This is a genomic window from Nostoc sp. CCY0012 (genome assembly GCF_963920855.1).
In the GTDB taxonomy this organism is placed as follows: domain Bacteria; phylum Cyanobacteriota; class Cyanobacteriia; order Cyanobacteriales; family Nostocaceae; genus Cyanocohniella.
Genome location: NZ_CAWUDM010000029.1, coordinates 44579 through 67131, shown reverse-complemented (window position 1 = coordinate 67131; position 22553 = coordinate 44579). Strand labels below are relative to the sequence as shown.

The following is a 22553-nucleotide window of genomic DNA, read 5'->3' as shown; positions in this document are numbered from 1 at the left end:
GGAGATGGGGAGATGGGGGGATGGGGGAGTAAGTTTTTGTGACTATTCCCAAGTTTGTCGCCTTGTCGCCTTGTCGCCTTGTCCCCTTGTCCCCTTATCACCTTGTCGCCTTGTCCCCTTGTCGCCTTGTCGCCTTGTCCCCTTATCCCCTTATCCCCTTATCCCCTTATCCCTTACAAAGTTACTGTGTATGCATCACGAATCCCTGGGACTTTGGTAATTTCAGCCAAAATACCATCGGGTAAAGGGTCATCGATACTCAAAGCCATGACTGCATCACCACGGACAATTTTGCGGCCTACCTGCATACTGGCAATATTCACATTAAAACTGCCGAGTAAGGAACCGAGTTTGCCGATAATTCCTGGCATATCTCGGTGCAGGGTGAACAGCATATATTTGCTGGGGGGGACGTTAATGGGGAAACCGTCAACGTCGGTGAGGTGAATTTCTTTATCGCCTAATAATGCACCTGTAACGGAGTGAGTCCCTAAAGTACCTGTAGCCTCCAAGTGCAGTGAACCAGCGTAGTCACGGGCTGAAGCATCGCGGGTTTCAATTACCCTGATTCCTCGTTCTTTCGCTTCTATGCTGGCATTGACGTAATTTACTCTTTCGCGTAAGGCTTGGTGAAGTAGTCCTTTGAGAGATGCTACCACTAGAGGTTGACTTTTGTTGGTAGCCAAGTCACCTTGCAGTCTGACAGTAAGTAATTCTACTCGTCCCCCAGCTAGTTGTCCCACCAATTTACCCAATGTTTCGGCTAGCTGCATGTAGGGCTTGAGCGCTTCTAGCACTTCGGGGCCGAATCCAGGGATGTTGACGGCGGAACGTGCTGGTAATCCTAAGATGACATCACGGATTTGTTCAGCCACGTCAATGGCTACATTCACCTGAGCTTCTGTTGTCGAGGCTCCCAAATGAGGGGTGAGGATGATTTCTTTACCGAGCGATCGCAAATCAGATTCACCTAGTGGTTCTGACTCGAACACATCTAAAGCTGCACCTGCAATTTTACCTTCCTTAATGGCTGCTGCTAAAGCTGCCTCATCAATGATCCCACCACGAGCGCAGTTGATAATTCTGGCTGTGGGTTTCATTTTTGCCAGGGTGGTGGCATTGATTAAATGGGTGGTTTCTGGGGTTTTGGGGATGTGCAGCGTAATATAATCTGCTTGCTGCATGAGTAAATCCATCTCCACTAACTGACAGCCAATCTGTTCAGCCCGTTCTGTAGAGATAAATGGGTCGTAAGCTAATAATTTCATTCCCATTGCTTTGGCTACAGCGGCGACATGGGAACCAATTTTACCCAAGCCAACAACTCCGAGAGTTTTTTTATAAACTTCCGCACCCACAAAAGTTTTACGATCCCACTCACCGCTTTTCACTGAAGCATTAGCATCAGGAATATGACGAGATAAGGACAACATCATGGCTAGAGCGTGTTCTGCTGCGGCGATGGTGTTACCTTCGGGAGAATTAACAACAACAATTCCTCGGCGGGTGGCTGCGGGAACATCCACGTTATCCACACCAACACCGGCACGACCAATAATTTTTAACTGAGTGCCAGCATCAATAATTTCTTGTGTAACACGCGTACCAGAGCGAATCATGAGCGCGTCATAATCACCAATAATTTCGATTAGTTCTGCTGGTTTTAGACCTGTTTTGACATCTACAGTAGCAACTTGGGAGAGAATGTCAATTCCAGCTTGGTCAATAGGATCGGAGACGAGAACCTTAGACATGATTACTTCATTTTTTTTTAATTTACAGGTTTTGCTGCACAAGACCTTTTAGTTTAGTCCTTATCTGTGGCAATTCAGCAAAAAGTATTTGTTTGAATATCAACCTCGTCCTCACTCACCTTTTATGATGATTGATGGTATCAAAGTGTCGATTGCAGAGATGGTCTGGCACTGCCTCCTGATATCTGAAAACAAGTGGTTAAGAGTGGGGAGTGGGGAGTGGGGAATGGAAATAAAGTTTTTACTTGCTAAATCTTTTAAATCATGATACGTGTTGGCTCTATGCTTTTACTACTATATTTTCTAATAATTTGACATTAGCATAGACTGTATCCATGTAAGGCGTAGGAATTTGAGTTAATCTACCTAGTTCAATTACTGCCCCGATAATAGCCTCAACTTCTGTGGGACGACCGGCTTCGATATCTTGGAGCATAGAAGTTTTGTGAGCGCCAACTTTTTCTGCACCATTGATGCGCTGTTCTAGAGTGATCCCAAATTCAATGCCCAGTTTCTCAGCAATCATTTGGGCTTCAGTCATCATTTGCTTTGCCAGGTTGCGGGTTAAGGGATACTGACAAATTTGCTCTAAAGTGGCGCCAGTCAAGGCACTAATAGGATTAAAAGCTAAATTACCCCAGAGCTTGATCCAAATTTCTGAGCGAATTTGAGTTCTGACGGGGGCTTTGAAGCCTGCACGTTTGAAGCTTTGGGCCAGTTGTTGGATGCGTTCAGTTTTGGAATTATCAATTTCTCCTAAACTAAAGCGATCGCCTTCAATATGCCGAATTACTCCTGGGGTTGTCAACGTTGTTGCTGGGTATACTACACAACCAATCACCCGCTCTACCCCAATGTTGGCGGCAATTATCCCATCTGGGTCAACAGCCTGAATTTGTTGTCCTGCATATTCCCCACCATGCTTGTGGAAGTACCACCAAGGAATGCCATTTTGGGCTGTAACAACTATTGTATTAGGGTTGTATAGTGATGATAACAAAGGAGCGATCGCAGGTAAACTCTGAGCCTTCACAGCCAGAATTACTACATCCTGTACGCCAGCCTGACGAATATCACTAGTCGCTTGAGATGGAGTCACCATATGACTTGACCCATCGGCCATAATTAACTCTAATCCCTTGCTTTGAATAGCCTCCAAATGCTGACCACGGGCAATTAAGGTAACCTCTTCTCCCGCCAAAGCCAGTTTACCCCCCAAATAACCACCGATAGCACCTGCACCGACAATACAAATTTTCATAAAAATCAAGGCATACTTTAGCCAGACTATTCATATTTGAGACGATATCCCAGCCCATGCACCGTTTCAATAAAATTTTCTGGCGCACCTAAAACCCTCAGCTTTTGCCGAAGACATTTAATATGTGACCTGACAGTTTCCTCTACCGGAGAGTCATCTACCGACCAGACCTGTTCAATGATGCTAGAACGGCTCAACACCCTTCTACCATTAGCAACCAGCAATTCCAAAATGGCATATTCCTTAGGAGTTAATGATATGGGATAACTATCGTAGGTAGCCTCATAAGTACTAGGATTCAGATGTAATTTTTCCCAAGATAAACTGACTGTAGTCGCCGAACTACCCCGTCGGAGTAAAGCCCGAATCCGCGCCATTAATTCTTCCAAATCAAATGGCTTGGCCACATAATCATCTGCACCTGCATCTAACCCAGCAATCTTATCAGCTACAGTATCACGGGCGGTTAACATCAGCACTGGTGCGCCAGCGTTACGATAAGCTGGGTGACTAGTGCCAGTAGTCCGTAAGCGTTGGCAAAACTTAATTCCATCTAGCTTTGGTAATGTCACGTCTAACACCACCAAGTCATACTTCATCGACTCTGCTGAGTTCCAAGCCGCTTCTCCATCTTTGGCAACATCGACTACATACTGGCGTCTACTTAAGGCTTCTGTTAGTACCTCCGCCAGTTGAATATCATCTTCAACTACCAAAATTCGCATAATATATCCTTTGTTTAGAATGGGATTTTACTGAAACTCGGATTTGTTGAGCAATAGAAGTAAGTCATTTTTGATGCATCATAAATTTATGAAGTGGTCTTTTCAGGGAAGATGGATTATTGGCGCATTTAGTTTAACTTTATTGTTGATGGGACTAGTTACGTTTGCTTCTTTTAAAAACACCAGTGAAATTCAAAGAGGTGCTGATAGGGTACAGCAAACTTATCAAACACTTAATACTTTAACCAATTTTTATGCGGCAATGACAGCGGCAGAATCAGCGCGGCGCGGATATATTTTTTTAGGTAATACACAAGATTTACAACGTCATCAAAATGAACTAATAAATATGCATTCTGAACTCAGGGTGTTAGAGGAGCAGATACATCCTAGTTTGAGTCAGCAACAGCGCTTGCAGCGGTTAGAGTCATTAGTTAAGCAAAGATTAGCGCTTTTAAAAGAATCTATCGAACTTTATCAACAAGATACAACAGCAATTTCTCCCCAAAATAATATTACCGATCGCAGTGTTAAACTGCGAGAAGAAATTTTGCAGGTCATGGCGGAGATTAAAACTGAAGAACAAAGTTATTTAAACAATTCACTAGAGGAATCTGACAACAGTATTCGTTTCCGAATATTAATAGAAATTATCGGCACAATTTTAAGCCTCGCCGTGATTGCTAGTTTATGTATTGTCTTGGAACGTCAATGGGTGAAACGTGAGAAAATAGAATCCTTAGAAGTTTCTTTAGCTCAAGAAAAAGAGTTTGGAGAATTAAAGCTTCGTTTGTTTTCTATGATTTCTCATGAATTTAGAACTCCTCTAAGTATCATTTTACTTTCCTCTCAATTACTCAAAGAAATTCTCGAAGATTTAGTAGATGAAAAGCAACTAAAAAATCTCTATCGCATTCAATCTTCAGCAAAATTAATCAATCATTTGTTAACAGATATATTAACTTTAACTAGAGCAGAAGTAGGACAACTAGATTACAAGCCTCAATTAATTAATGTGGAAAACTTTTGTTTGAATTTGGTAGAAGATTTACAGCTTTTTAGTACTACAAGACATTTGATAGAATTTATGAATTTGGGTCAACTTTTTCGTGCTAATTTAGATGAGAAACTTTTGTATTCTATCCTCAGTAATTTACTATTAAATGCAATTAAATATTCATTTGTAGGTGGAAATATATCCTTGATTTTAAATTCAGAAGCAGAAAATATAGTCTTTCAAGTAATAGATAAAGGCATAGGCATTCCCCTAGCAGAACAAGAAAAAATTTATGAGCCTTTATATCGATGTCAAAATGTAGAAAATATCGTTGGTACTGGGCTAGGATTGGCAGTAGTTAAGAAATGTGTAGAACGACATCAAGGAGAAATTACTGTAGAAAGTCAAGTAGGTGTTGGCACAAAATTTACCGTGAAAATTCCCCACACAATTTGCTAAAAAATCCAGATCAAATATTCCAGTTACGCCGTTGTTGCATTAAATCTGCAATCAAGGTGAGTAATTCATTGGGTGCTACTGGTTTAGCAACGTGTTTCTGAAATCCAGCAGCCAATACCTCTTTTTTATCGCGTTCACTAGCATAAGATGTCAGCGCGATCGCGGGGATATTTCCGCCTTTTTCGGGTGGCATATTTCTGATTAAACGAATTAGCTTGTAGCCATCTACTTCTGGCATTCCTAAATCACTAATTAATAAATCAGGTGGTGACTGGGAAATCATCATTAGGGCGTCGTTTGCAGTTGCTGCCATTGAAGCGATCGCGCCATACTGTTGTAATAAAAAGCTAATAAACTGCCTGGTATCAGCTTTATCATCAACAATCAAAATTTTCAGTCCGTCTAAAAGTGAGGAGTTTAATTTTTTCTCCTCTTGTTTTAACTTTTTATTTTCTGCTTTGTGGCTTTCTCTAATCAAGGGAAGTATCACAGTGAAGGTTGCGCCCTGGCCTTCTCCTGGACTATCTGCTGCCACCGTGCCACCATGTAACTCTACTAGGTGACGCACTATTGCTAATCCTAGCCCCAATCCGCCAAATTTCCTGGTTGTGGTGATATCTGCTTGCTGGAAATATTCAAATATGTGGGGGAGAAACTCGGCGGTGATGCCTTTACCTGTGTCTTTAACTGTTATTTGGGCATAATTGGCAGTTTCCTGGTGCTGATTGTCTGGGGGAATCACTGACAGGGCAACTTCTATTTGTTGACCAGAGGCACTAAACTTAATGGCATTGCCCAGCAAATTACCCAAAACTTGTTGTAAGCGGTGAAAATCGCCCCAAACTAATCCATCAGTCAAATTCATCTGCTTGTGAATTTGGATAGATTTTTCTGCGGCTGCTAATCTTACTGTTTCTAATGCCCCATCAATGACATATCCCAAATTTACAGTAGCAAAATGCAAACTCAGCTTACCTTGAATAATCCGGGAGACATCTAACAGGTCATCGATCAGTTTCATTTGCAATTTAGTATTGCGTTCAATGGTATCCAAAGCCCTAGTTGTGGTTGCGGCATCTAACTTGTGGCTTTTGAGCAACGTTGACCACCCTAAAATGGGATTAAGAGGCGATCGCAGTTCATGTGAGAGAATGGCCAGGAACTCGTCTTTAATTTTGTTGGCTTGTTGCAGTTCTTCTGCTTTTTGTCGCAGTGCCTGTTCTAATTGTTTCCTTTGACTTAAATCCAGAATAAAACAGACCCAAGATAGTGGTTCTCGATGTACCAAAGCACCACCAATCAACACGGGAATGCGGGCATTATCTTTGCGTATGTATTCTTTTTCAAAGGGAGTACATATTCCCACACGCAATAGGTCTTCTAATCCTTGCTCATCGAGATCATGATATTCAGGTGGGGTGATATTTTGTCTGCGTAACTTACCCGCCAATAATTCCTCGCGTGTATAACCGACAATTTCCAAAAACGCGTCGTTGGCGTCAATAATTTGCTCGGTATTGGCAAAAATAATGCCAATAATATTGGAATCAAATAAGCGTCTTAATTGAATTTCCCGTTGCAGTACATCTATTTCGGCTTGTTTGCGCTGGGTAATATCTTGAGTTGCCCCAACTACCCTGACTATCTTATTATCGGCATCTCGGACGGCAAACCCCCGATCATCTACCCACCGATAGTGGCCATTTTTATGGCGTATCCGATACTCAATACTAAAACGATTTCCCGTGGACAGACTAGATGTTAACTTGTGATTAAACATTTCTAAGTCATCGGGATGAATGATTTCTTGCCACCATTGAAGAGTCGGTTCCGCTTCTTCTGGGGTATAGCCAAAAATCTCAGTGAGTCCTAAAGTTCTTTCTACAGTATTTTTTTGGACATCCCAATCGTAGATTAAGTCATTAACTGCCGCCGCCGCTAGCCTAAACCTTTCGTTACTCTGCTGTAAGGCAACTTCTGTACATCGGCGTTCTGTAATATCAAAAGCGATACCCAAAATCTGTTGTGGTGATTCATCAACCAGGCGGCGAAATACAGTCTCATAGCTACAAAACCACCGCCATTCACCATTGGCGTGTAGGATACGATATTCAAAAATTAAAACTTCGCCATTACTAGCAGATTTAAATTTAGCAAAATGGGCAGGCAGAAGAGATAAATCCTCAGGATGCATAATTTTCTGAAATAAATCCCGCCCCATTACCTGGATTTGTTCTGGTTTATATCCCCAAAGCTGATCAATTTCGTGATTAACGTAAAAATTTCGCTGCTGTTCTAGGTCATAAATGTATAAAAGTCCGGGAATAATGTGGGCAATTTGTTGAATTAGATGTTGACTATCCTTAAGTATTTCCACATCAGCCACATCTTGAGATGTCTGGCTATGATTTGCCAAAATTTCCCTAAAAGTCGTGATAACCGCATAAGGTGCGCTTTCTTGTGCTTGAAATAGTGGTTGTGAGTTGATTAATAGACGAATTTGTAGCGCATTGGGCTGATAAAAACCACAGTCTACCTGCAAACAAGGTTTACCTGTTTTCAGGGCTACCATAGCTGGGTGTAGGGCATCTTCGGAAATGAGTTCCCAAGGTAAATCAAACAAATTACGCCCGATTAGCTGGGGGGTAGTAAATCCCAAAATCTTCTCAGCAGACGCATTACAAGCTTGGATACTACCGTCAGCTAGTTGCAGTATCATACCTTCTGCTTGTTCAATGAATTGTTGCTGATTTGGGTAAGTTTCCGCGTCTGGCATTCTGTGCTATTGAAGAAAGCTAAGAAAAATGTAACACTCATCTAACACCATGACATCAAATCACGGGCAAGTCTTTATACCCATAGAAGGAAAAATAAATCAGTAAGGTTTAGTAATACATAATAACGCAGAGTTTTCGGGCGGAATAATTTGAATTTTAGCGATGAACAATATGGAGTAGATAAAACCTTCAGACAATCTGGTGAGTTGATGATCTACCCTAAGGAGGAGTAAGAATAAAGGAGTTAAATACTATGAGTAATCTGGGCAAAAAAAGATTAGAAGCTGCTTTGGCCATCGCTACTTATGCCATTGGTAGTGGGACAGCTGCGGCTGCGCCAACGCCTGGGGTAGAAATACCCAAACAAATTGTCTTAACTGCATCAGATGTTGCCATGTACACGACCATCTGGAAAATTTACTTTCATGAGGATTTATCCAGTAAAGGAATTGTGGAAATGTTATCGGAGTTGGGTTTAGTCACCTTAGCGGCTACAGGTACAGCTTATATTGTTAGCAAAGCTACTACAGCCATTGTCAGTGAAATAGCTGATTGGTTAGGGCCTGTGGGATGGGGTGTGAAAGCTGCGATCGCTAGTTCGATTACTGGTATATTTGCTGCTGCGTGGGCTATGTATTGCGATCGCTTGGCTGCGGAAAAAGAAACATAACCAGTGTGATGAATCAAGGTATTTCTCCAAAACCAGGCTCATATTTCATCTTCAAAAACATCTTCTTCAAGACTAGATGGAGATTTTTTTTTCTGGAATTTAGTCTTAACTTCCGAGATAGTTTCCTCGGCTTTTTCCGTAGTTGTTTGCGCCAAATTTTTAACTTGATCAACAGCCTTTTGTGAGCGTGCTTTTAGAGACAATTCAAAATCTTGTTTTGTTTGTTCATAGTCATTTTGAATAAATTCAGTGGCTTGATTAATTTTTACACTCAATCCTTCGGCATATTTCTGAGGATTTTGCACTGCCTTTTCTAAGACAATAACGCGCTTATCGCCGACGCTAGAAATCATAATTGGTTCAAGTAAATATATGCCTTCCATTAGTCCTTGCAAACCACTAGGCGAAAACATATATTTAATGACACTTCCCGTTTCCACATTAAAGAGAAAATCCTGGATTTGTCCGACTTTTTTACCAGCATCTGTCCACACCTCACTTCCAATCACAAATTTCACAGATTCCGGGATTGTCGAGGTGTGATCATCCTCATGTCTAACTAAAACACTATCTTCACCAATGGCTTCAATTTGTTTCCAGGTAAAGGTTTTGTGCTTACCACCCAGCCAACCGGACTTACAGGTTAGTCCCACAACTGATTGGGCCTGACTATCTAGTAAAAGCCTAGAAACACGACCAACTTCCTCTGCCGTTTGCCGATCCAGCACCAGTCGATTTAGCAACTCACTTTGCTTTAAAGCTTTAGATAGCGTAGACATACTTAAAGCCCCTACCAACGATTGATTTCTGCAAGCCGCACACTCGTGACTTCGAGTCATGAGTTAGGCGCTTTATATTTCTATAGTTAGATTAGTATATGGTAACAGATCAAAGCAAAAATCAAGCTAGCTCGTACCTACGAACACATTACGAATCTCAGAGATGACTTTTTACACAAACTCTCAACTCGTCTAATCAAAGAAAACAGCATTATCTGTATTGTTCGCGGAGCGTGTCGCAGACAAGATTTGCGAGTTGCCAATATGGTAAAGAATCACAAATTAGCTTTGAGCATTGCAGATGCTAGTTGGTCTAAATTTGTTTACATATTGGAGTATAAAGGCTTATGACATGACAGAATTGTGCAGAAAGTTGGTACGTTTTATCCCTCATCTCAAACTTGTAACTGTTGTGGTTTTATCAATCCATTAGTCAAAGATTTAAAGTTGCGTGAATGGTCTTGTCCTAGTTGTCATAATTACAATTACAGAGATGAGAATGCTGCTAGGAATATATTAAGTGAAGGATTGACAATATTGGTGACTGAGCGTAGTCAAAATATAGCCGCCATCGGTGCGCCGGATGCTTTAAACGCCTGTGGAGAACTTGTTAGTCCTGGAGCAATTCAGGCAGAGATCGTTGAAGCAGGAATCGCGTGATTTCTAGTCATGCGAGGTTCAATACCGTTGTGTTATGCCGGAGGCTAATGCACCAGGGATTAAAGTTTTGCTAAGTTTGTAGTAATCATTGGAGAATTTAGCACATTCAGGACTCAAGTCCTGACTACAAACACATCACCCATAAGATGGGAGGGTGGTTATGTTCAAAAAAATAAAATACATTCAACTGCTGCTAACTAATAAAAACTGGGAACATTTAGGTGATATTGCCATTCTCAAATCTGAATTATTTGGTGCCAAGGTTTCACCAGCAGTAGCTGCTAAATTACAAGCAGTAGAGGGATATCATCCCCCAATTAATTTGGAGATATTAAGCCAATATCCTCCAGGAACTTTAGGACGAGAATATGCCAATCATATGCAAATTAATCATTTACAACCGTTCAATGTCAGTCCAGCATTGGAGGAAATTGCTAAACACAATGTCTTTGCTTTGCGCTATGTAGTTACTCACGATATTTTTCATGTTTTACTCGGTTTTGACACTAGCTATGCTGGAGAAATAGGTGTACTTGCTGTTGCAGTTGAGCAAAACTATAGTCAATCATTAAAAATCGGTTTATGGATAGCTCAATGCCTTTATCCTCTGCTTGCCCCTCAACAAAGAGGTGAAATTTTTGCCAACTTTAAAAAAGGGAAAGAACTGGGCAAAAAAGCCGATTTTTTATTAAGTTATCGTTTTGAAGAACACTGGAAAGATTCTCTTGCTAATTTGCGAACCAGTTTATCTTTACCGCCAGTGTAAAGAAATCTGTAAAAATTTATAAGGCAAGCTGTTTAGACTTCTTGTCACCCGTTAAGCCAGTTAAGAGTTCGTACACACCTTGCTTTATTGGTGGTTAATATTCTTAATACTAAAAACTCGATGAATCAGTTAAATCATTCATCGAGTTCTCGGTTTGATTGATTTTAGTTTCGTACCGGGAATTAAACCATCTCTGATGATGCTTGCACCACTGGCTGCGGCTGGGGCTGGAACATGAACAATGAGTAAACGACATCTCGGCGGATGTTCACCATCATATCCAAGAAGAGTTCGTAACCCTCGCTCTTGTATTCAATTAACGGATCTTTTTGCCCATAACCACGTAATCCTACTGATTCGCGTAAAGCATCCATTTGTTGCAAGTGTTCCCGCCATAGGGTATCAATGCGTTGCAAGATAAAGAATCTTTCAGCTTGTCGCATTAGTCCTGGTTGAATTTGGTCAATCTGTGCCTCTTTGAGATCGTAGGCAATTCGCACTTGTTCGTGGAGGAATGCCTTAATTTCGCTCACAGACATATCTTCTAATTGACTGGCTTGCATATCCGCAAGCAGATAGACAAATTCTTTGACTTTCTCTACCAACTTTTCTAATTCCCACTCTTCCGAGGGTAAGTCTGGGTTGATGTAGAAATCAACGATTTCATCCATCGTTTTTTCGGCGTACTTGATGACTTGTTCTTTCAAGTCTTGACCTTCTAACACCCGACGACGTTCGGCGTAGATGGCGCGACGTTGGTTGTTCATTACCTCGTCGTACTCAAATACCTGTTTCCGAATGTCGTAGTAGTAGGTTTCCACTTTTTTCTGGGCGCCTTCCAAACTGCGGGTTAACATCCCAGATTCAATGGGCATATCTTCCTCTACTTGGAAGGCATTCATTAACCCAGCGACGCGATCGCCTCCAAAAATCCGCAGTAAGTTATCTTCTAAACTGAGGAAAAATCTGGTGGAACCAGGGTCACCTTGTCGTCCCGCACGTCCGCGCAATTGGTTATCAATCCGCCGTGATTCGTGGCGTTCTGTACCAATTACGTGTAAACCACCAAGTTCAATTACTTCGTTGTGTTCTGTTTCGGTAAACTCTTCGTATTCTTGCTTCACCCGGTTGTAAGCTTCCCGCAATTTTTGAATTACAGGGTCATTAGTGGGAGCTTTTTCTGCTGCCACAGCTATCTTATCTTCTGCATCCAGTTCCGGTAGACTACGTTCGCCATATTCTTTCACAGCCACTTCCACTGCCGCTTTCAATAGCTGTTCGCTTTCTTTGGTCAACTCAGTGGGAAAAATTTCTGGGGAAGCTTTCCAAGTTTTGACTTTTTTACCAGGGACAAAGCCTTGTCCACCACCGTGTCCTGTGGGTAGACCAGCGGCTCTTTGTACACCAAATACATCTTCATTGTCTGGAACCACCAAACGAGGCATGAAGTATTCCCGTAACTTCAGACGCGCCATGTATTCGGAGTTACCACCAAGGATGATATCTGTTCCCCGACCAGCCATGTTTGTGGCAATGGTGACAGCACCTCTACGTCCTGCTTGGGCGACAATTTCTGCTTCCCGTTCCACGTTCTCTGGTCTGGCGTTTAGTAATTCGTGGGGAATCTCCATCTGCTTGAGCAGCTGACTGAGATATTCTGATTTTTCTACACTGGTGGTTCCAACTAATACTGGTCTGCCAAGTTGGTGCATTTCTGCACATTCTCCGGCGATCGCTCGCCATTTACCAGGCTCGGTTTTAAACACCATATCTGGCCAGTCTTGGCGTCTTCTGATTCTATTGGTGGGAATTACCGCAACTTCTAATTTGTAGATTTTTTCAAATTCTGGTTCTTCGGTCTTTGCGGTTCCCGTCATTCCGCCTAGCTTGGGATAAAGCAAGAACAGGTTTTGATAAGTAATTGTTGCCAGGGTTTGCGTTTCCGGCTGAATATCTACATGTTCTTTAGCTTCAATTGCTTGGTGCAGTCCATCACTCCAACGTCTTCCTGGTAGCACCCGTCCAGTAAATTCATCCACAATTACCACTTCCCCATTGCGGACGATGTAATTCACGTCCTTGAGGAATAGTTCCTTGGCTTTAATGGCATTGAACATGAAGTGCGCCCACGGATCTTCTGGGTCAAATAAATCTGTTACTCCCAAAAGATTTTCCGATTCCGCAAAGCCTTCATCCGTTAACAGCACATTCCGAGCTTTTTCATCTACCTCGTAATGCTCATCTTTTTGTAATGTGAAAGCAATTTCCGCAGCTCGGAGGTATTTTTCTGTAGGTCTTTCTACCTGCCCAGAAATAATTAGCGGTGTCCGCGCCTCATCTACTAAAATCGAGTCTACTTCGTCAATCACACAATAATTAAACGGGCGTTGCACCACATCAGCCATTGATGTCGCCATATTATCCCGCAGATAGTCAAAACCTACCTCACTGTTGGTGACATAGGTGATATCGCATTCATAGTTTTTCTGGCGTTCACTGGGAATCATGCTCGACTGAATTAGCCCCACACTCAATCCCATAAACCGATGCACCTGTCCCATCCATTCTGCGTCACGACGAGCTAGGTAATCGTTGACTGTAACTACGTGTACACCTTTGCCAGTGAGGGCATTTAAATAACTCGGTAAAGTAGCAACCAGGGTTTTACCCTCCCCGGTTTTCATTTCCGCAATTTGTCCTGAATGCAGAATGACACCGCCCAACAGTTGAACATCAAAATGCCGCAACCCCAAGACTCGCCGTCCTGCTTCTCTGACCACCGCAAAGGCTTCCGGCAAAATATCATCCAGGGTTTCGCCTTTAGCTAGCCGCTGTTTAAATTCTGCTGTTTTACCTTTTAACTCCTCGTCAGAAAGAGCTTGAATGTCTTCCTCTAAGAGGTTAACTTCAGTAATGTAAGGTTGGTATTTTTTAAGCTTACGAGCGTTGGGATCGCCCAACAAGAGTTTTAGCATGGCAGATTATGGAACTAAATCAAGGGGATGAGGATTAAAGTTTTGATATTGATTATAAGAAGAATTTAACCTAACCAGTCATTTATGTGATGGATGGGTTCTCAAGCAAGAATTAACTCAAAAACGACAACAATCCAATCCAATCATTTAGGAAACTGATTGGTGGTATTTCATAGTTTAATTTTGCAACTCTTTTAATAGTATCATTTTGCCTCCAACTGAGGGGAGTGGGGGAAGAAGCAGGGGGGCAGGGAGCAGGGAGCAGGGGGGAAAGATTTTCGGTGAGTACCAACATCTTTGTTTTTATCTTCCCCATCTCCCCATTCCCTGCTATATAATCTAGAAAATAAGTAATATTATGGCTCTTGTAGTTTTCCGACTTAACGGAAAATGGGCTAGCATCTACCAAAATTTACTATATTAAGTAATTCCCCAATCCCCTACAGCAGTGTTTTCTACCATAATTACGCGAGAGCCAAGTTTAAATTAAGGGAAATTTCGGGGCAAACTTAGCATAATTTGTTGTGCAGTCGCGCCTGTCAGAGAATGATCTGCTGCTTAAATCCCGATTGCTCAAATCCCCTAAATCCTGACAAAAAGAAGTTATGCCAGGCTTGTGGCACTCTGTTGGTGCCGCTTTTGCGAAATCGCTTCCGTGTCATCCGGGTACTTTCCGATGAGGGGGGATTTGGCAGAACCTATTTATCCGAAGATACAGATAAGTTAAATGAACGTTGTGTTATTAAGCAATTAGCGCCGAAGTTTCAAGGAACTTGGTCGCAAAAGAAAGCTGTCGAATTATTTGCTGCGGAAGCAAAACGCCTACAAGAACTGGGAGAACATCCACAAATACCGACTTTGTTAGCTTACTTTGAGCAAGACCATTGTCTGTATTTGGTGCAACAGTTTGTAAATGGGCAAAATTTGTTACAAGAGTTGCAAAGACGTAAACTTTATCGACCTGAGGAAGTTCAAGCAATTTTGCTGCATTTATTGCCTGTCCTCAAGTTTATCCACGATCGCGGCGTGATTCATCGTGATGTCAAGCCAGAAAATATTATCCGTCGTCATGGTGATGGGCGATTAAGCCTGATCGATTTCGGTTCTTCTAAGCAGTTGACGGCAAGGGTACATAATAGAAGCGGTACATCCATTGGTTCTCACGGTTATTCGCCCCTGGAACAAATTAGAGACGGTAAGGCTTACCCAGCTAGTGATTTGTTCGGTTTGGGGGCTACTTGCTTTCATCTGCTAACTGGTGTGTCTCCTTTTCAGTTGTGGATGGAATATGGCTATGGTTGGGTGACTAATTGGCGGCAATATTTGCGAAGTCCGTTGAGTACTGATTTGGATTATGTCCTTGATAGGCTGTTACGGAAAGATATCCAGGAGCGCTATCAGTCGGCTGATGAAGTCATTAAAAATTTGACTCCCAAACAACCATTAGCACTACCACCAGCAGGTAAGTCTGGGGGAAAACTCTCAGTAACTCAGACTTCATCTTTACCAGTTAGATATACGCTACTGAAAAATTTAGTCTTAGTAAGTGCTTTGATTTTGTTATTTGGTATCGGCGATTCCTGGTATCAGCAGTATCGGCGTGTTCACACTGTTTTATTTTCTCGGTTGAGTCAAAATCAGAGTATTCCAAAAGCCGTTGTCAATCAATCGGCTAATACTAGCTTGCAAAATGTGGCTTTAGCTAAGGTGTTGAATGGTCATGAACATTGGGTTTTATCCGTAGCCATTAGTCCCGATAGCCAAATTTTAGTTAGTAGTGGCGATCGCAATATTAAAGTGTGGAATCTCGCCACAGGCAAAGAAATGGCTACCCTACAAGGGCATTTCCAAAGGGTAAATGTTGTAGCTATCAGTCCAGATGGACGCACTTTGGTTAGTGGTAGCGATGACAAAACTATTAAAGTATGGGATTTACCCACCAATCAGTTAGTCCGCACATTGAGGGGACATACTGATTCGATTCAGGCGCTAGCCATTAGCCCGGATGGCATAAACTTGGCCAGTGGTAGTGATGATAACACTATTAAACTGTGGAACTTAGGTACAGGAGGACTCAGACGGACATTGAGAGGGCATACCTCTTGGGTGCGATCGCTAGCCATTAGCCCTGATGGTGTGACTCTTGCTAGTGGCAGTTTTGATAAAACTATTAAACTTTGGGATTTGTCTCAAGCAGTTCTTATCGGCACACTGGGGGAAGATGCAGAAACTGTAACTTCTGTTGCCATTAGTCCAGATGGTACACTATTAGCCAGCGCTAGCCGCGATCGCACGATTAAACTTTGGGATTTGGCGACAAAACAGAAAATTCGCACACTCACAGAAAATGATGAAACAGTGAATACCGTTACCTTTAACCCAGATGGCACACTCTTAGCCAGTGCTAGCCGCGATCGCACTGTTAAACTCTGGAATGTAGAAACTGGTGAACAAATGCGGACACTGCTGGGACATACTGATACGGTAACATCCATTGCTATCAGCCCAGATGGAAATACCCTAGTAAGTGGTAGTGAGGACAATACTATTAAGGTTTGGCGCGTATCTCAGTAGTTTGTTATTTTTATCTAAAAAATTAGTTTCTACAAGCTATCTCAAGATGAAAACTTTCAAGGAATTCGGCTTATGTCTTTTTAATCCAGACATGAGGACGACAGCATTAAAAGTGTCTTTAGTAGTTGGTTCTATTCTATTCATCATCAATCACGGTTCAGCTTTGGTCAAAGGTCAAATGAATCGGGAACGCTGGATTTCTGCGGGCATAACCTACGTGATTCCCTATATGGTAAATATTCATGGTCAATATGTGAGTCGTTCAAGAAAATGTTGATTTTCTACCACAGATGACCTTTACCTTGTTCTTTGACAAATGTTTTGAGCTTGCTTCTGTGCAACTCTTGATATTCTTGTAAACTAACTTGATTAACACGAATACCAAACTGGGAATTTTCACCTTCGAGAATTCGAGCTATTCTTTCATGCACATATGGATAGTAGTGACTACCATCGTAAGTATAATTCGTATTTTTAGTTACCCGCGAAGGATAGGAAAAATCGTATGTTTCATTAAAATGCCGGGAAGATTCATGAATACCTTGCAACTGGCAATCTAGCAGGCCTTGAGCATAGCTTTGATTAAATTTTTCCCAAGGTGAAACTGGTGCTACGTAACCAATAATTTCAGCATTTGGAAACGTCTCTCGGATTTGCTTGTAAGAGTTTATACGAGAAAAATCACATTTTTCTTGAGACTTCTTCGTCACAAATTTAGGATTGTAACTGTAAGAAAGTTCTAAAACTGTGCCTTTGAAATATTGATTGTATGCTCTTTCTAGAGGAAATCTGCCAATTAGTGTATATATACTAAACTTTAAACTGTCTATGGAGAATAGATAAGACTGATACATGGGTTGCGGTTCTGGCACTTCAACTTCTTCTTTAAATGCCATATTTTTATCATCTATCGTGAATTTGAAATTGAAAGCATCTATTCCCACATATACTTTTTGGGGATTAACTCCTTGCTCTTTGGCAAATTTAGCATATTCAGCAAATTCTTCAGCAGTTCCCGCCGCAAAAGCGTAATTGAAACAATTATTTTTTTTGAGGGCTTTAGTATCTAACAAAGTTAAGCGGGAGCTACCAAAAATTAGACAATCGTACTTTTCGATATCGCTATTCAACAATCGATTAGTTTTGGTCAATCTCTCGTTAAAAGGTGCATTGACTCCAGTTAATCGGTTTCCCCGACGATACCAAAGGGGATCGACTACGAAATTGAGTGCGCCAACGGATGTCAGAAGCACGCTTGCCACTGCGAAGTATGTTTTGATGTAACCAAGCATAAGATTTACTGAATCACTAAAATTGGAAATACAAAAACTCACTAACTTTGGTAAGGTGCAATAGTGCAATCACCGTTAGAAATGAAGTGATGACAGCATATGTTTGATTAGGTTGCCACTGCCATCTTGACCATATAGGGCCATTGGACGACAGTTTTTTGACTTTTTCAAAGTTTAAGACTGGCTCATATTTACCCATCCATTCCTGAACATTCGGTGTAAACCAGGCGATGGCTAGTAAAATAGAAACTGCCACAATTGCCCTTTTAAATTCTATTTCTAGAATTTCCGCATTCAATGATAGACCATTCAAACCGAGCATACTTCTGACAATTACGAATGCTGCATTCATATTTTCAGCGCGGAAGAATACCCAGGCGAAAACAACGGCGATGAAGGTGACTAACCAAGCGATTGTTTGACTTAGCCAATTATTGACTGTCAAGTTGCGCCGTTTTTGCCAAGAGTTCCATTGGTGATTAATTACTAAATAAAATCCATGTAAACCACCCCAGAAAATAAACTGCCAGCCTGCACCATGCCAAAGTCCTCCCAATAACATGGTGATAATTAAGTTGATATTACGTCTAATTTCGCCTTGACGATTACCACCTAAAGGAATATATAAGTAATCTCGTAAAAAATTAGAGAGGGTAATATGCCATCTCCGCCAAAAATCACTGATGCTGATAGCTTTATAAGGTGAATAAAAGTTAATTGGTAATTTAATACCAAACATTCTAGCTATGCCAATTGCCATATCTGAATAGCCAGAAAAATCAAAATATAGTTGTAATGTGTAGGCGATCGCCCCAATCCAAGCATCGACAAAAGTGGGGAATATCCCTTGACTTACAGCATCAAATACCGGACTAGCATAAACCGCAATATTATCGGCAAACACAACTTTTTTGAATAACCCTAAACTAAAAATTGTGATGCCTACAGATAAATTTTCGGGATTAAACCGATACACACTTTTATCGGCAAACTGGGGCATTACTTCTGAGTGATGAACAATTGGCCCAGCAATTAGTTGGGGAAAAAAGCTAATAAATAAACAGTAATCTACGAAGTTATAGTGCTTTGTTTCTCCACGGAAAGAATCTACCAAATAGGCAATTTGTTGAAATGTAAAGAAGGAAATTCCTAAAGGCAGGATAATATTTTGTAAGTTAAAGTTTCGCCCTAATAGATCACCTGCACTGGTAATGAAAAAATCAGCGTATTTAAAATAACCAATCAGAATTAAATTTGTGGCAATTCCTAAACTTAGAAGCGTCTTTTTAAATGTTGGTGAACGAGATTTTTTATTTAATGTGTAACCTATACCAAAGTTGAAAATCATAGAACCCACAAGTAATATTAAATATTTGGGGTTCCACCAGCTATAAAAAATTAAAGAAGCGACTACTAAAGAAGCGATCGCTAATCGATGATAACCATATTTACTTACAAAAAAGAATATTGCCAGAATAATCGGCAAAAATAGAAAAATAAATTCTAAGGAGTTGAATAACATAAACTACACTTTTTTTTATTTTTCTTAATATAAACTTTAGGTATCATACCAAATCTACCTCCGCATATTTACTAGTTTTACGTAAATTTCATGAAAAAATTATAAACCCTTGATGCCCTCATCATAGATAAATATACTTATTTATACATATTTTTTATGACATCTGTCTGAGGAGAGATTACTCTAACCCTAGAGATGTATTTATTGACTAAAGGTTCCCGAATACAAGAGTTTGCCCAGAATTAACTTTTTGATTTTCTAGCTGATACGTAGTAAAAAAGTTGGTTATTTTGGGTTTGAGAGTAGATGAAGACAATATAAAGAATGTCTAATTACTAATCGCACCCCTAACTAAAATTACGGTACTCTCTACACCAGAGGCGATCGCTTCGGGTATATTACCTTGTATTACGTGCTGTAATAATCCTTCACGAGATGCCCCTAAAACCACAACATCATAATCTTCGGTTTTCACTAGGTTAATCACACCCTCGGACACTGAATCAGCTTGTACTGGTATAGCAACTACATTGCTAGATAATTTGCGGCGACGCATAAGTACACGGATGGCTTGTTCTAAAACTGACATATCTGGTTTCAACTCAGAGGGCTTAAATACTTGTGTTAAACGAATTTGGGGATAATTACCTAATGTGACTAAGGCAGGTAATAATTTCAGCGCGACTCTGGCATTTGGCCCTCCAGCCATTGTGACTAGCCAACGGTTAAATTGGGTAGTGGGGAGGTGGGGAGATGTAGACGCTTCTGTGGATTCCCCCAAGGTAGGAAATGGGGGCGAAATTATTCTTTGAACTTTTTGTCCTAGCTTGACTAGCATCACATCGCAGGTGGCTTGGCGAATAATAATGTCTACCACGTTGCCAAAAATCCGACCTGGTGTAGAAGTTTCACCTTTCCATCCCATTAAAATAATGTCAATGTGTCGTTCTTTAATGGTTTCTAAAATTGCTTGGGCGGCATCATGGGCAACTCGAATCTCTGTATGCACAGGAATACGCCACTTTTTGCCTAAGACTTCTGCTTGTCGGAGTAAGCGCCGACTTTTGGCTGTTCTTACTGGTGTTTCTGATGGCGAACTGTTGCGTGAGACGATCATTACTTGCACGCACTCTATTTCATAATGGCGATCGCGGGCAATGGCTGCGGCCATTTGCAACAGAACAGCTGCGGTTTCGGGATTAGCTACGGGTACTAATATTCTGCCTCTGCCGATGTTGGGCGATCGCGTTTGATAAACTACATAGGAAGGCTCTATTTGTGCTTCTGGGCTGGTGTTGCCATAATTGAGATGTTCTGCTTGGGCCCGGATGATATCTGCGCGGGTAATAATGCCAACTAATTTCCGCCCTTCTACCACTGGTAAGCGACTAATTTGATAGCGATCTAATAAATATAAGACATTACTAAGGCTATGCTTGGGTCTAACCGTCATCGGGGCGGGGATCATAATTTCCCTTAACGGGGTATTATTTGGAGGGTTGCGATCGCCAATTATTTGTGAATCTTGAGCGCGTTTTTTCACTAAATCCGCTTGGGTGACGATGCCTACTAATTTGTTATTTTCTACTACTGGGAAGCCGCGATGATGGGAACGGGTAAATACTTGCATGGCCTCATCTAAAGTCATGTCTGCATCCAGAGTTTCCACCCGTTGCTCCATGACATCGTTGGCAGTTAACTTAGATAATATCCCTTCGTGAGAAATTTCTTTGGTGATTGTGATTCCTTTTAACCGTAATAGTTTGTCATACAGTGATCCAGGCATGACTTTATCGGAAACTAAGTAAGCTGCCACAGAAACAATCATCAAAGGTAGTACTAGATTGAAATCTGTAGTCATTTCAAACACAATCACGATTGCTGTTATAGGTACCTTGGAAACAGCACTAAAAAAGCCCCCCATCCCAGCTAACGCATAAGTAGTAGGGGCATCAATTGGCAAAAAATACGATGCAGAAACACCAATTATGTGTCCTAAACAAGAACCCAATATCAGACTCGGCGCAAATAATCCCCCAGGCGCGCCTGAGCCAAAGGCAATTAAAGTCAGGATAAACTGAGCTAAAAAGGCGATCACTGCAAAAGATACATTGGCACTACCTGTAATTAAATACTCTCTTAATCCAGTGTTATCACGGAAAAAATCCGGCAATGTAGATACGATAATACCTGATACCAATCCAGCTAAAGCTACTCTTAGGGGTAAGCTAATGTGTAATTTTTGATAAGCTTTTATACTGGCAACTATACCGTGATTAAATAATGCCCCCAGGAACCCTGCTAAAATACCCAACAGCACAAAGAAGGGAATTTCTGGCAGGGTAAACTGACTGGAGTGTTGTATCAATTCCAGGTTGAGTTGCAAGCTACCACCACCCAATAACCGGGATACTACCCCACCAATAAATGAAGCGATAATGGCGGTTCCCAGAGTTAATCCCGATAAGTCTTGAAGTAACTCCTCAATGATAAATAAGACACCAGCAATGGGGGCATTAAAAGCAGCCGATAAACCAGCACCTGCACCCGCCGCAATCATTTGCCGTCGATGATCTGGGGAAGTGGGAAGCCAACTACTCATTCCCGCCGCCAAGCCTGCCCCCACATGGACAGTAGGGCCTTGTCTCCCCAAGGTCATCCCGGCACCAAGGGTGACAATGGCACTGAGTAATTTCACGGCTGCTACCCGCCAGGATAATCTAATAGGGACATTAGCTAAAGTTGCCTTGACTTGAGGTATACCGCTACCTGCTGCTTCTGGGGCAAATCTTTCTACCAACCACCCAGATGTAAATCCAAAGCCCAAACCAATTATAGGTAAGATGAACCATGCTGGTAACATTTGGGTAGTTTGGACTCGCCATGTCCCCAAAGATCCCGATCCTACTCTTAACAGTACCGCAGATAAAGCAGCCACAATCCCAATAATCGAAGCTTCTGCGATCGCTAAACCTTTTCGTGGTTGTAACCAGATCCGAAAGCGCTGAGTAAGCACAGGAAGTGCCATAATAATTAAAAATTAATCTAAAACTAAAGTAAATTCACCCATGAAAGCCTTTCTTTGCCAAAAAACGAGGTTTGTATAATTTTTTTGAATCTTATTGCCTACTTACTGAAACAATTAATTTGCCCAGAAGCAGCAAATTGTCATAACTTACCCTGTTTATAGCTTAGTCGTATTAGATGCAGGAATTGAGTCATTTAATTTTTGTGAGCTAATTTTTTACAGTATCTGGAAAACCTCTCTCTAAATCTCTCTCCTGCGAGGAGAGAGACTTTGGATTTCTGGTGGGAAAATTAGATTTTCTGTAGACTTTTCCC

Annotated in this window: 15 protein-coding genes; 6 read left to right on the top strand and 9 right to left on the bottom strand. The window is 41.4% G+C overall.

Annotated features, from left to right (window positions below; genetic code table 11):
* Positions 1-173: 173 nt before the first annotated feature.
* The 3 genes from serA to ACM0OS_RS10810 all read right to left on the bottom strand — a co-directional run bounded on the left by serA (position 174) and on the right by ACM0OS_RS10810 (position 3740).
* Positions 174-1754, bottom strand: a complete 1581-nt coding sequence (serA, locus tag ACM0OS_RS10820; RefSeq protein ID WP_414543185.1) for a phosphoglycerate dehydrogenase — start codon at positions 1752-1754, stop codon at positions 174-176.
* A 280-nt stretch (positions 1755-2034) separates the two neighbouring features.
* The gene (locus ACM0OS_RS10815) at positions 2035-3015 is read right to left on the bottom strand and encodes a 2-dehydropantoate 2-reductase (protein WP_414543184.1); all 981 of its coding nucleotides are present in this window, start codon (positions 3013-3015) and stop codon (positions 2035-2037) included.
* 26 nt (positions 3016-3041) lie between these two features.
* Entirely contained in the window at positions 3042-3740 is a 699-nt protein-coding gene (locus tag ACM0OS_RS10810; RefSeq protein ID WP_414543183.1) for a response regulator transcription factor, read from the bottom strand.
* An 88-nt stretch (positions 3741-3828) separates the two neighbouring features.
* Here ACM0OS_RS10810 and ACM0OS_RS10805 point away from each other — a divergent pair, with 88 nt between their 5' ends.
* Positions 3829-5196 (top strand): ATP-binding protein, encoded by a 1368-nt coding sequence (locus ACM0OS_RS10805; RefSeq protein ID WP_414543182.1) that lies wholly within the window; start codon positions 3829-3831, stop codon positions 5194-5196.
* A gap of 10 nt (positions 5197-5206) precedes the next feature.
* On the opposite strand, the gene ACM0OS_RS10800 is transcribed toward ACM0OS_RS10805, so the two are convergent.
* Positions 5207-7972: a PAS domain S-box protein gene (locus ACM0OS_RS10800; protein ID WP_414543181.1), complete on the bottom strand. Its 2766-nt coding sequence runs from the start codon at positions 7970-7972 to the stop codon at positions 5207-5209.
* Between the two features lie 254 nt (positions 7973-8226).
* Between ACM0OS_RS10800 and ACM0OS_RS10795 the strand changes: the two genes are divergently transcribed.
* Positions 8227-8643 (top strand): hypothetical protein, encoded by a 417-nt coding sequence (locus ACM0OS_RS10795; protein WP_414543180.1) that lies wholly within the window; start codon positions 8227-8229, stop codon positions 8641-8643.
* A 38-nt stretch (positions 8644-8681) separates the two neighbouring features.
* Here the strand turns inward: ACM0OS_RS10795 and ACM0OS_RS10790 are convergent, their stop codons facing one another.
* A complete protein-coding gene (locus ACM0OS_RS10790; protein WP_414543179.1) occupies positions 8682-9422 on the bottom strand; it encodes a PRC-barrel domain-containing protein in 741 nt (246 codons plus the stop codon).
* 363 nt (positions 9423-9785) lie between these two features.
* On the opposite strand from ACM0OS_RS10790, the gene ACM0OS_RS10785 reads away from it, so the two are divergent.
* Together ACM0OS_RS10785 and ACM0OS_RS10780 are read left to right on the top strand one after the other, a co-directional pair.
* A complete protein-coding gene (locus ACM0OS_RS10785) occupies positions 9786-10082 on the top strand; it encodes a zinc ribbon domain-containing protein (RefSeq protein ID WP_414543178.1) in 297 nt (98 codons plus the stop codon).
* Positions 10083-10242: 160 nt separating this feature from the next.
* Positions 10243-10848, top strand: coding sequence for a Coq4 family protein (locus tag ACM0OS_RS10780; protein ID WP_414543177.1), 606 nt, complete (start codon positions 10243-10245; stop codon positions 10846-10848).
* Between the two features lie 182 nt (positions 10849-11030).
* Here ACM0OS_RS10780 and secA read toward each other — a convergent pair whose 3' ends face one another.
* Complete coding sequence (gene secA, locus ACM0OS_RS10775; RefSeq protein ID WP_414543176.1) at positions 11031-13823, bottom strand: preprotein translocase subunit SecA; 2793 nt, start codon at positions 13821-13823, stop codon at positions 11031-11033.
* Positions 13824-14369: 546 nt separating this feature from the next.
* Between secA and ACM0OS_RS10770 the strand changes: the two genes are divergently transcribed.
* Together ACM0OS_RS10770 and nrtS are read left to right on the top strand one after the other, a co-directional pair.
* Positions 14370-16397 (top strand): protein kinase domain-containing protein, encoded by a 2028-nt coding sequence (locus ACM0OS_RS10770; protein WP_414543175.1) that lies wholly within the window; start codon positions 14370-14372, stop codon positions 16395-16397.
* Positions 16398-16443: 46 nt separating this feature from the next.
* Positions 16444-16674, top strand: coding sequence for a nitrate/nitrite transporter NrtS (nrtS, locus tag ACM0OS_RS10765; RefSeq protein WP_414543186.1), 231 nt, complete (start codon positions 16444-16446; stop codon positions 16672-16674).
* A 4-nt stretch (positions 16675-16678) separates the two neighbouring features.
* Here the strand turns inward: nrtS and ACM0OS_RS10760 are convergent, their stop codons facing one another.
* The 3 genes from ACM0OS_RS10760 to ACM0OS_RS10750 all read right to left on the bottom strand — a co-directional run bounded on the left by ACM0OS_RS10760 (position 16679) and on the right by ACM0OS_RS10750 (position 22239).
* Positions 16679-17659, bottom strand: coding sequence for a hypothetical protein (locus tag ACM0OS_RS10760; protein ID WP_414543174.1), 981 nt, complete (start codon positions 17657-17659; stop codon positions 16679-16681).
* 46 nt (positions 17660-17705) lie between these two features.
* Positions 17706-19211 (bottom strand): MBOAT family O-acyltransferase, encoded by a 1506-nt coding sequence (locus ACM0OS_RS10755; protein WP_414543173.1) that lies wholly within the window; start codon positions 19209-19211, stop codon positions 17706-17708.
* A gap of 328 nt (positions 19212-19539) precedes the next feature.
* A complete protein-coding gene (locus ACM0OS_RS10750) occupies positions 19540-22239 on the bottom strand; it encodes a chloride channel protein (protein WP_414543172.1) in 2700 nt (899 codons plus the stop codon).
* Positions 22240-22553: the final 314 nt, after the last annotated feature.

What these genes read in the sequence shown, in the direction of transcription:
- serA (WP_414543185.1), bottom strand. Translation starts at nt 1,754, where the DNA reads ATGTCTAAGGTTCTCGTCTCCGATCCTATTGACCAAGCTGGAATTGAC.
- ACM0OS_RS10815 (WP_414543184.1), bottom strand. Translation starts at nt 3,015, where the DNA reads ATGAAAATTTGTATTGTCGGTGCAGGTGCTATCGGTGGTTATTTGGGG.
- ACM0OS_RS10810 (WP_414543183.1), bottom strand. Translation starts at nt 3,740, where the DNA reads ATGCGAATTTTGGTAGTTGAAGATGATATTCAACTGGCGGAGGTACTA.
- ACM0OS_RS10805 (WP_414543182.1), top strand. Translation starts at nt 3,829, where the DNA reads ATGAAGTGGTCTTTTCAGGGAAGATGGATTATTGGCGCATTTAGTTTA.
- ACM0OS_RS10800 (WP_414543181.1), bottom strand. Translation starts at nt 7,972, where the DNA reads ATGCCAGACGCGGAAACTTACCCAAATCAGCAACAATTCATTGAACAA.
- ACM0OS_RS10795 (WP_414543180.1), top strand. Translation starts at nt 8,227, where the DNA reads ATGAGTAATCTGGGCAAAAAAAGATTAGAAGCTGCTTTGGCCATCGCT.
- ACM0OS_RS10790 (WP_414543179.1), bottom strand. Translation starts at nt 9,422, where the DNA reads ATGTCTACGCTATCTAAAGCTTTAAAGCAAAGTGAGTTGCTAAATCGA.
- ACM0OS_RS10780 (WP_414543177.1), top strand. Translation starts at nt 10,243, where the DNA reads ATGTTCAAAAAAATAAAATACATTCAACTGCTGCTAACTAATAAAAAC.
- secA (WP_414543176.1), bottom strand. Translation starts at nt 13,823, where the DNA reads ATGCTAAAACTCTTGTTGGGCGATCCCAACGCTCGTAAGCTTAAAAAA.
- ACM0OS_RS10770 (WP_414543175.1), top strand. Translation starts at nt 14,370, where the DNA reads ATGATCTGCTGCTTAAATCCCGATTGCTCAAATCCCCTAAATCCTGAC.
- nrtS (WP_414543186.1), top strand. Translation starts at nt 16,444, where the DNA reads ATGAAAACTTTCAAGGAATTCGGCTTATGTCTTTTTAATCCAGACATG.
- ACM0OS_RS10755 (WP_414543173.1), bottom strand. Translation starts at nt 19,211, where the DNA reads ATGTTATTCAACTCCTTAGAATTTATTTTTCTATTTTTGCCGATTATT.
- ACM0OS_RS10750 (WP_414543172.1), bottom strand. Translation starts at nt 22,239, where the DNA reads ATGGCACTTCCTGTGCTTACTCAGCGCTTTCGGATCTGGTTACAACCA.